Here is an 8,673-nt window from a genome sequence, read left to right on the forward strand (position 1 = left end):
TGGCACGTTAATGGCACGAGCCCCGTTTTCCCTGATGGGAGACGGGGCTCTTTTCGCAGGTGGGCGGTACTGGGTTCGAACCAGTGACCCCTCGCTTGTAAGGCGAGTGCTCTACCGCTGAGCTAACCGCCCGGACCGGACTACACCTTACGACACCGACCCGCCTCTCAGCACATCGAGCGTCCAGTCGGCGCCCGCGTCGTCGTCTCCCGCCGCCTGCCAGCCGAGGAGGGCCGCGCCGAGCATGCCCGCCCGCGGGCCCAGGGCGGCCGGGCGTACGGGTGGGGGCTCCTGGAAGGCCAGCCGACAGGCCAGCCGTTCCCGCAGCGGCTCGAACAGGGCCGCACCGGCCTCCGCCAGGCCGCCGCCGATGACGATCAGGGCCGGGTCGAGCACGAGCACGTACGACGCGAGCGCGATGGCCAGGGCCTCGATCGCCTCACCGAACACCTCGGCGGCCACCGGGTCTCCCGCGACCGCGAGTTCGACGACCTCCTTCGCGGTCGCCGTACGGCCGGAGCGCGCCGTGAAGCGGCGGGCCACGGCCGAGGCGGAGGCGTAGGTCTCCAGGCAGCCGATCTGCCCGCAGGCGCACTTCTCCCCCGCCGGCCAGACGGACGCGTGCCCGATCTCGCCGCCCCAGCCGTGCGCGCCGCCGTACGGCTCGCCGCGGAGCACCACCGCTCCCGCGATGCCGGTGCCGATGGGCAGGAAGAGGAAGTCGGCGACGTCGCGGCCCGCGCCGAAGACGCTCTCGGCCAGGCCGCCCGTGCGGACGTCGTGGCCGAGCCGCGCCGGGACGCCCGGAGGCGTGAACGCCTCGGCGGGCACGTCGCGCCAGCCGATGTTGGCCGAGTAGACGGCGGTGGTCGCGGTGACGATGCCCGGGACGGCCAGGCCCACCCCGGCGGGCGGGGCGCCGTACCGGGACCGGCCGAGATCGGCAATCTCGCCGACGTAGGCGCGCACGGCCTCCACGACCGCGTCCGGGCCGTTCTCACGCCCCGTGGGACGCCCGGCGAGGACGGTGACCTCGCCCCGCCGGGTGACGAGGCCGCCCTTCATCGAGGTGCCGCCCACGTCGAGCGCGACCACGTACGGCACGGGCTGCGTCACGAGCGGCCCAGGACGCGGTCGAGGGCCGCCTCCACCTCCGCGGCGAGGCCGGGCATGCGAGCGCACGCCGGCGTGCCGGCCGTGACGAGCGGCTCATCGGCGCGGGCGAGCCGCACCTCGCCGCAGGAGCGGCACTCGATCTCCCCCAGGCGGCAGATCAGCGCGATCGAGCCGCACGAGGCGCACGTGTCGAGATCGAGATCGTGCACACGCTGGCAGTCCGGGCAGACGAGGACCTGCGCCTCGTGGCGCACCGCGCGCTTCCAGGGGCTGGCGCCGCGGACGGGGTCGGTCTGCCGGGCCCCGCACCTGTAGCAGGGCATCGTGGCCTCCAATGGGGCGAGTCGGAGTCGGAGTCGAATATGTTCAGTGCCCGGGGGCGGGCAATCAAACGATCAGAGTTCCGCGAGCGCCTTCCGGTACTCGTCGAGATCGCGTGCGGAACCGATCGGGTTGACGACCTTCCAGCGCACGACGCCTTCGCCGTCGATGATGAACGTGCCCCGGAGCGCGAGTCCCCTGTCCTCATCGAGGACACCGTACGCCCGGGCGACCGCACCGTGGGGCCAGAAATCCGACAACAGGGGAAACGAGAAGCCTTCCTGGTCGGCCCAGGCGCGCTGGCTGAACATCGAGTCGACCGACACCGCCAGCACCTGGACGTGCGGAGGCAGGGAGCCGGCGAGCTCGTCGCGGATGGCCGCGAGCTCGCCGTGGCAGACGGGGCTGAACGACAGGGGATAGAAGACGAGCATGACCGTCTTGCCCCGCAGGTCGGAGAGGCGCACGGGAACGCCGTGCTGGTCCTTGAGCGCGAAGTCCGGAGCCCGCTGCCCGACCTCTACCGTCATGAGCAGTCCCTCCCCAGGTGTCCGCCCATCATCCTGCCGTACGGCATCCCCGGGCCGTACGGCAGGGCAATACTCAGCGGCGGGCCTTCGGGGCGACGAGCCTCGTGCCCGACCAGTCCCTGGCGGCGCTCACGCTGCTCGTCTGCGACAGCCCGGCGGTCGCCGCGTCCTCACCGATGTCGCTGGGCTCCACGTGGCCCTCGCGACCCGCCTTGGGGGTCAGCAGCCAGATCTGGCCTCCGTCGGCGAGCGCCGTCATCGCGTCGCTCAGCGCGTCGAAGAGGTCGCCGTCGCCGTCACGCCACCAGAGGAGCACCACGTCGACGACGTCGTCGTAGTCCTCGTCCACCAACTCGTTGCCGGTCAGCTCCTCGATGGACTGGCGCAGCGCCTCGTCGCAGTCCTCGTCCCAGCCGACCTCCTGCACCACCTGACCGGCTTTGAGGCCGAGTCGTTCGGCCAGGCCGCGCTCGTCCTGCGCCTGACCCGCGGTCGCGCTCACGTTTATCCCTCCTGCTTGGGGTGACCCCGCCCAGTTCTGCGGTTGTCCCGGCTCGTTGAGAGCCATGCTTCGGCACAGTCCACACGCTGCGACCCGTCGTCGTCAACGGTCGCCACGGCGGGTGACCCGCACCGTTATCTCTTAATCGGTCAAAAACGACAAACGAACACGCCTGTCGGGGTTGTCGACGTTGAGGTCGATCAGGGCGACCGACTGCCAGGTCCCCAGCGCCAGCCTGCCCCCGAGGACGGGAACGGTCGCGTACGGCGGAATGAAGGCGGGCATGACATGCGACCTCCCGTGCCCACGGGAGCCGTGCGCATGCCGCCACCGGTCGTCCGCCGGCAGCAGGTCGCCCAGGGCGGCCAGCAGGTCCTCGTCGCTGCCCGAGCCGAGCTCCAGCAGCGCCACGCCCGCCGTCGCGTGCGGGACGAAGACGTGCAGCAGCCCGTCTCCCCCGCACTCGCGCGCGAAATCGGCGCACTCCTTCGTTATGTCGTGCACGCGCTCGCGCGCGCCGGTCCGCACCTCGATCACCGTCGATTTCACATCCGCGATATTACGATTCGCGCTGAGCTGGGAGGACGACGGCGTCCGGACCGGGGAAGACGAGCGCTTCGTGCCCGTCCTCGTACCGCACCAGGAACGGCGGGCCGCCCCCGGGACCGCGGACCTCGACGATCACACCGTGCTTCTCGTGGTCGCCCACGACCGCACCGTGCACCACCAGACGGTCCCCTACCGCTGCGTGCATCTCGATCCCCCCTCTCTCTCCTGAGCCTGGTACGGCTATCGCCACCTGGAAAGAGGAGAAACCCCCCTCTCCACAGAGGGAGGGACAACTCATACCAAAACGTTACGCTGCCGACATGCCGCCTCCAGTCCCGTCCGCGCGACCTCGGTAATGCACCGCAGACGTGGAGACAGGCGAGGCAGACGGTTCCGGAGACGACGACGGGACGGTCACGACCGCGGCGGCGCGGCCACTTCGCCCGGCCTTTCGGATAGGGCGCGGTCAGGCCGGGTACGGAGGTTCCGACCAGGCACGATGTGACGCCGGCGACCTTGCGACGCCCCCGGCGGCGACCGGGAATGGATGGTGGGTAAAAATCGTCCTACCATCGGTGGTCTAGGCCAAGACCTGCCCCGCAGCCAGCGCGGACGGTTCGGTTACCGGGAAGTAGAGATGCGCTTTCCGGTGGGACGAGACAGGATGGAAGAAGACCGCAACGCCGCGATCGAGCGCTGACCGCATCGCAGCAGGCAACACAGACGTAACAGATCCGACGAGACAAAGTCCATTCTCGGAAGGCGAGACCCAGTGGCTTCCGGACGCCAGCGTTTTTCGATCATCAGTGACGGCCTACCCAGCCAGTTGCCTGATGTCGATCCGAGCGAGACCAACGAATGGCTCGAATCGCTCGACAACGTCATCAAGACCGAGGGCCGCACCCGTGCCCGCTACCTGATGCTCCGGCTGCTCGAGCGCGCCCGCGAACACCAGGTCGGCGTGCCCGGCCTGCGCAGCACGGACTACATCAACACCATCCCCCCGGAGCGCGAGCCCTGGTTCCCTGGGGACGAATACGTCGAGCGCCGCATCCGGGCCTACATCCGCTGGAACGCGGCGGTGATGGTGACCCGTGCCAACGCGCGGACCAACGTCGGCGGCCACATCGCCACCTACGCGTCCGCGGCCTCGCTGTACGAGGTGGGCTTCAACCACTTCTTCCGCGGCAAGGACCACGGGGAGTCGGGCGACCAGATCTTCATCCAGGGCCACGCGGCCCCCGGCATCTACGCCCGCGCCTTCCTGGAGGGCCGCCTCGACGCGGCCCAGCTCGACGCGTTCCGTCAGGAACTGTCCCACGGGATCAAGGGCCTGCCCTCCTACCCGCACCCCCGGCTGATGCCGGACTTCTGGGAGTTCCCCACGGTCTCCATGGGCCTCGGCCCGATCGGCGCGATCTACCAGGCGCGGTTCAACCGCTACCTGCTCAGCCGCAAGATCAAGGACACCAGCCGCAGCCACGTCTGGTGCTTCCTGGGCGACGGCGAGATGGACGAGCCCGAGTCGCTCGGCGCGATCGGCGTCGCGGCCCGCGAGGAGCTCGACAACCTCACCTTCGTCATCAACTGCAACCTGCAGCGGCTCGACGGCCCGGTACGCGGCAACGGAAAGATCATCCAGGAGCTGGAGTCGTACTTCCGCGGCGCCGGCTGGAATGTGATCAAGGTCGTCTGGGGCCGTGACTGGGACCCGCTGCTGGCGGCCGACGTCGACGGCGTGCTGGTCAACCAGATGAACACCACGCCCGACGGACAGTTCCAGACCTACTCGGTCGAGTCGGGCGCCTACATCCGCGAGCACTTCTTCGGCGGCGACCCGCGCCTGCGCAAGATGGTCGAGCACATGTCGGACGACGACATCCGCAAGCTGTCGCGCGGCGGCCACGACTACCGCAAGGTGTACGCCGCGTTCAAGGCGGCCCGCGAGCACGTCGGCCAGCCGACCGTCATCCTGGCCCAGACGATCAAGGGCTGGACGCTCGGCAAGGACTTCGAGGCGCGCAACGCCACGCACCAGATGAAGAAGATGAGCAAGGCCGAGCTCAAGGAGTTCCGCGACCGGCTCTACCTGCCCATCCCGGACAAGGACCTCGAGGCCGACCTCCCGCCGTACTTCCACCCGGGCGAGGACAACGACGAGATCGCCTACATGAAGGAGCGCCGGGCGGCGCTCGGCGGCTACCTGCCCAAGCGGGTAGTACGCGCCAAGCCGCTCAAGCTCCCCGGCGACCCCGTCTACTCGGGCCTGCGCAAGGGCTCCGGCAAGCAGAACGTCGCCACCACCATGGCGTTCGTCCGCCTGCTCAAGGACCTCATGCGCGACAAGGAGATCGGCGCCAGGTTCGTGCCGATCATCCCGGACGAGGCCCGCACGTTCGGTGTGGACGCGATGTTCCCGACCGCCAAGATCTACTCGCCCCACGGGCAGACGTACGAGGCGGTCGACCGCGAGCTGCTGCTGTCGTACAAGGAGTCGACCGAGGGTCAGATCCTGCACGAGGGCATCAGCGAGGCGGGCTCGATGGGCTCGGTCATCGCGGCGGGCACGTCGTACGCCACCCACGGCGAGCACATGATCCCGGTCTACATCTTCTACTCGATGTTCGGGTTCCAGCGGACCGCCGACCAGATGTGGCAGCTCGGCGACCAGATGGGCCGCGGCTTCCTGCTCGGCGCCACGGCCGGCCGCACCACGCTGAACGGCGAGGGCCTGCAGCACGAGGACGGCCACACCCCGCTGATCGCCTCGACCAACCCCGCCGCCGTCGCGTACGACCCGGCGTGGGCGTTCGAGATCGCGCACATCGTCAAGGACGGCCTGCGGAGGATGTACGGGGAGCACCCCGAGGACGTCTTCTACTACCTGACCGTCTACAACGAGCCCTACCCGCAGCCGGCCGAGCCGGAGAACGTGGACGTGGAGGGCATCCTCAAGGGCCTCTACCTCTACGCCCCGGCGACGGGCGACGGGCCGAAGGCGAACATCCTGGTGTCCGGCGTCGCCGGCCCGTGGGCGCTGGAGGCGCAGCGGATGCTGGCGGAGGACTGGGGGGTGTCGGCCTCGGTCTGGTCGGCCACCTCCTGGAGCGAGCTGCGCAGGGACGCCCTGGCCGTCGAGGAGCACAACCTGCTCAACCCCGACGCCGAGCAGCGCGTGCCGTACGTGACGACCAAGCTGTCGGGTGTGCCGGGGCCGTTCGTGGGCGTCAGCGACTACATGCGCGCCGTCCCGGACCAGATCGCCCAGTGGGTGCCCGGTGACTGGACCTCGCTCGGCACCGACGGCTTCGGCCTGTCCGACACGCGTTCGGCGCTGCGCCGCCACTTCCACGTGGACGCGGCCTCGATCACGCTGGCGGTGCTGACCCAGCTCGTGCGGCGCGGCGAGGTCAAGGCCGAGACGCTGCAGGAGGCCGTCGCCCGTTATCACCTCAAGAACGGGGTGACCGAGGTGTCGGCTCAGCAGACCCCGGAGACCAACGACACCCAGTCGATGGGCGTCTGATCCGCGGATCGTCCGGCGGCCCCCGTCTCGGCGGGGGCCGCCGTCGTCTCCGGCCCCCTCACCGCACCTGAGCGGCGCGAAAGCGGACTTGCAGTGCGGTACCGTCCGGTCCCAAGCCACCTCCAAGCAAGAAACAAGACCGTTCCATCACGCTTGCTGCCGTGGATGGAAATCTCAGGAAATACTTCGGCAGACTGACCGGGGGGATGGCCGCGGTGGCGGCCCTCGCCCTGCTCGTCGTGGCCGCGCCCGCTTCGGCGGACACCGGGGACGAGGTCCCCGTCGGCACCCGGCTGGCCGCGCGCACCCACCCCGCCGTGCAGCTCACCAGCATCACGTACTCGGGCGAGGTCGTCGTCCCGAGCAGCCAGGCCAAGCAGGCCGCGTGGGACCAGCTGACCAACGAGGCGACCCAGGCCGTGCTCGCCGGCAAGATCCCCTCCGACGAGCGGAGCATCGCCAAGTTCTTCTTCCAGCGCGTGGCGGCCGACGTCGACCGCTATCTCCAGCCCGTCGGCCCGGAGCGCACCGTCAAGGCGCAGGTCGGCGGCATGTGCACGGGCTGGTGGGTGACGCCCGACGGCTACATGGTCACCGGCGCGCACTGCGTCGAGATGAGCAACGAGGAGCTGTCGCAGACCTTCGCGCAGCAGGCGCTGGAGAAGTTCAACAAGCAGGACGCGAAGGAGATGATCAACGCGCTGCGGAACTTCGAGGCCGACAAGGAGATGCTCGAACTCGTCCAGCAGATCTACGTCACCTTCAACAGCACCCACCTGGAGATCCGCGGTCTGCAGAAGAGCCTGTCGGTCCTGCAGAGCCTGCCCGGCGGCGGCGTCGACAAGACGGCCAAGGAGGTCCCGGCCGAGCTGGTGTCGGTCGGCGAGAGCTACCCGGGCAAGGACTTCGCGCTGCTCAAGGTCAACGGCCAGCAGAACCTGCCGACCGTGCCGCTCGGCGACGACACCGACGTGCAGACCGGCGACACGCTCTACATCAGCGGCTTCCCCGGCCTGGTGACCAACACGCCGTGGTTCAGCCTGGAGTCCAAGCTCGACCCCGCGCTCACCGAGGGGCCGTACAACGCCAAGCGCAGCACCCAGGAAGGCGTGCCGTACATCCAGACGCAGGCGCCCTCCTACCACGGCAACTCCGGCGGCCCGGTCTTCAGCCGTGCGGGCAAGGTCGTCGGCATGCTGATCGCCGGCACCGTGAGCGAGAACGGCGAGGCGTCGGAGAACGAGAGCTTCGTGCTCCCGGTCTCGATCATCAAGGAGAAGCTCAACGAGAAGAACGTCAAGCCCTCCGCGTCGCTGACGACGACGAAGTACAACGAGGCGCTCGACGACTTCTTCCAGCGGCACTACAAGGACGCGCTGCCGAAGTTCCGCGAGGTGCAGGCGCTGTTCCCGGGCCACCCGTACGTCGCGAAGTACATCACCGACTCCCAGCAGGCGATCTCGTCCGGCAAGGACGAGACCCCGCAGCCGATGTGGCTGTGGATCGCCATCGGCGCCGGTGTGCTGATCGTGGTCGGCGGCGGTCTCCTGCTGCTGGTGCTCATGCGCAGGCGCAAGAAGACCCCCTCCTCGCCGCAGGGCCAGTCGCCCTCGCCCGCGTACGGCGGGCCCTACCCCGGGGTGAACGGCGGCGGCGGTTACCCGGCACAGGTCGGCGCCGGCTATGACCGGCAGCCGGTGAACGGCCAGGTGCTGCCTCAGGGCTGGCAGCCGCAGAGCCTGCCGCCGGCCAACGGCCACCAGGCCGGGCGGACGGCCGGAGGCTACGAGGCCCCGCGCCCGCGCGACTACGACGCGCAGCGGCCGGGCGGGGGCTACGACCCCCAGCGGCCCGACGGCGCGACGCAGTACGTCCGTCCCGCTCCCTCGCCCTACGGGCACCAGCGGCCGCAGGCCACACCGGACCAGGACCCGGCCGGCTCCAACGCGCCGGACGTCGCCGACCTGGAGCGGGAGATCGCCGAACTGCGCCGCCAGTTGCAGCACCGCCCGCCGGAGGCGTGACGAGAAGAGCAGGAGGGTGACGGTCCTCACCCTCCTGCCGCGAAGGGCGTCGCCGCCGTACGCCGGCGGGCGGCGGCCGCCGTACGGCCACCGCCCGGGGAGAGG

Annotated in this window: 8 protein-coding genes and 1 tRNA gene; 2 read left to right on the forward strand and 7 right to left on the reverse strand. The window is 69.9% G+C overall.

The annotated features are described in order from the left end of the window. Positions 1-60: 60 nt before the first annotated feature. The 7 genes from Msi02_RS08440 to Msi02_RS08470 form a co-directional block, all read right to left on the reverse strand. A tRNA-Val gene (locus tag Msi02_RS08440) sits at positions 61-132 on the reverse strand. A gap of 15 nt (positions 133-147) precedes the next feature. Continuing rightward, positions 148-1,116 carry an ROK family protein gene (locus Msi02_RS08445; RefSeq protein WP_239108228.1) on the reverse strand — a complete coding sequence of 323 codons (969 nt, stop codon included), beginning with the start codon at positions 1,114-1,116 and terminating at the stop codon, positions 148-150. Beyond that, on the reverse strand, positions 1,113-1,439 hold the full coding sequence (locus Msi02_RS08450; RefSeq protein WP_079313599.1) for a hypothetical protein: 327 nt from the start codon (positions 1,437-1,439) through the stop codon (positions 1,113-1,115). Before Msi02_RS08450 ends, Msi02_RS08445 begins: the two co-directional genes overlap by 4 nt. Positions 1,440-1,511: 72 nt before the next feature. Beyond that, positions 1,512-1,967 (reverse strand): peroxiredoxin, encoded by a 456-nt coding sequence (locus tag Msi02_RS08455; protein WP_079313600.1) that lies wholly within the window; start codon positions 1,965-1,967, stop codon positions 1,512-1,514. Positions 1,968-2,040: 73 nt separating this feature from the next. After that, positions 2,041-2,469, reverse strand: a complete 429-nt coding sequence (locus Msi02_RS08460; RefSeq protein ID WP_142618032.1) for a DUF3052 domain-containing protein — start codon at positions 2,467-2,469, stop codon at positions 2,041-2,043. A 141-nt stretch (positions 2,470-2,610) separates the two neighbouring features. Beyond that, positions 2,611-3,018 (reverse strand): YjbQ family protein, encoded by a 408-nt coding sequence (locus Msi02_RS08465; protein ID WP_079313602.1) that lies wholly within the window; start codon positions 3,016-3,018, stop codon positions 2,611-2,613. Positions 3,019-3,028: 10 nt separating this feature from the next. Then, positions 3,029-3,223: a DUF1918 domain-containing protein gene (locus tag Msi02_RS08470; RefSeq protein WP_079313603.1), complete on the reverse strand. Its 195-nt coding sequence runs from the start codon at positions 3,221-3,223 to the stop codon at positions 3,029-3,031. Positions 3,224-3,844: 621 nt separating this feature from the next. On the opposite strand from Msi02_RS08470, the gene aceE reads away from it, so the two are divergent. Together aceE and Msi02_RS08480 are read left to right on the forward strand one after the other, a co-directional pair. Next, positions 3,845-6,544, forward strand: coding sequence for a pyruvate dehydrogenase (acetyl-transferring), homodimeric type (gene aceE / locus Msi02_RS08475; protein WP_505745416.1), 2,700 nt, complete (start codon positions 3,845-3,847; stop codon positions 6,542-6,544). Between the two features lie 161 nt (positions 6,545-6,705). Continuing rightward, entirely contained in the window at positions 6,706-8,568 is a 1,863-nt protein-coding gene (locus Msi02_RS08480; protein WP_239108229.1) for a S1 family peptidase, read from the forward strand. Positions 8,569-8,673: the final 105 nt, after the last annotated feature.

The sequence above is a fragment of the Microbispora siamensis genome (genome assembly GCF_016863095.1).
GTDB classification, from domain to species: domain Bacteria; phylum Actinomycetota; class Actinomycetes; order Streptosporangiales; family Streptosporangiaceae; genus Microbispora; species Microbispora siamensis.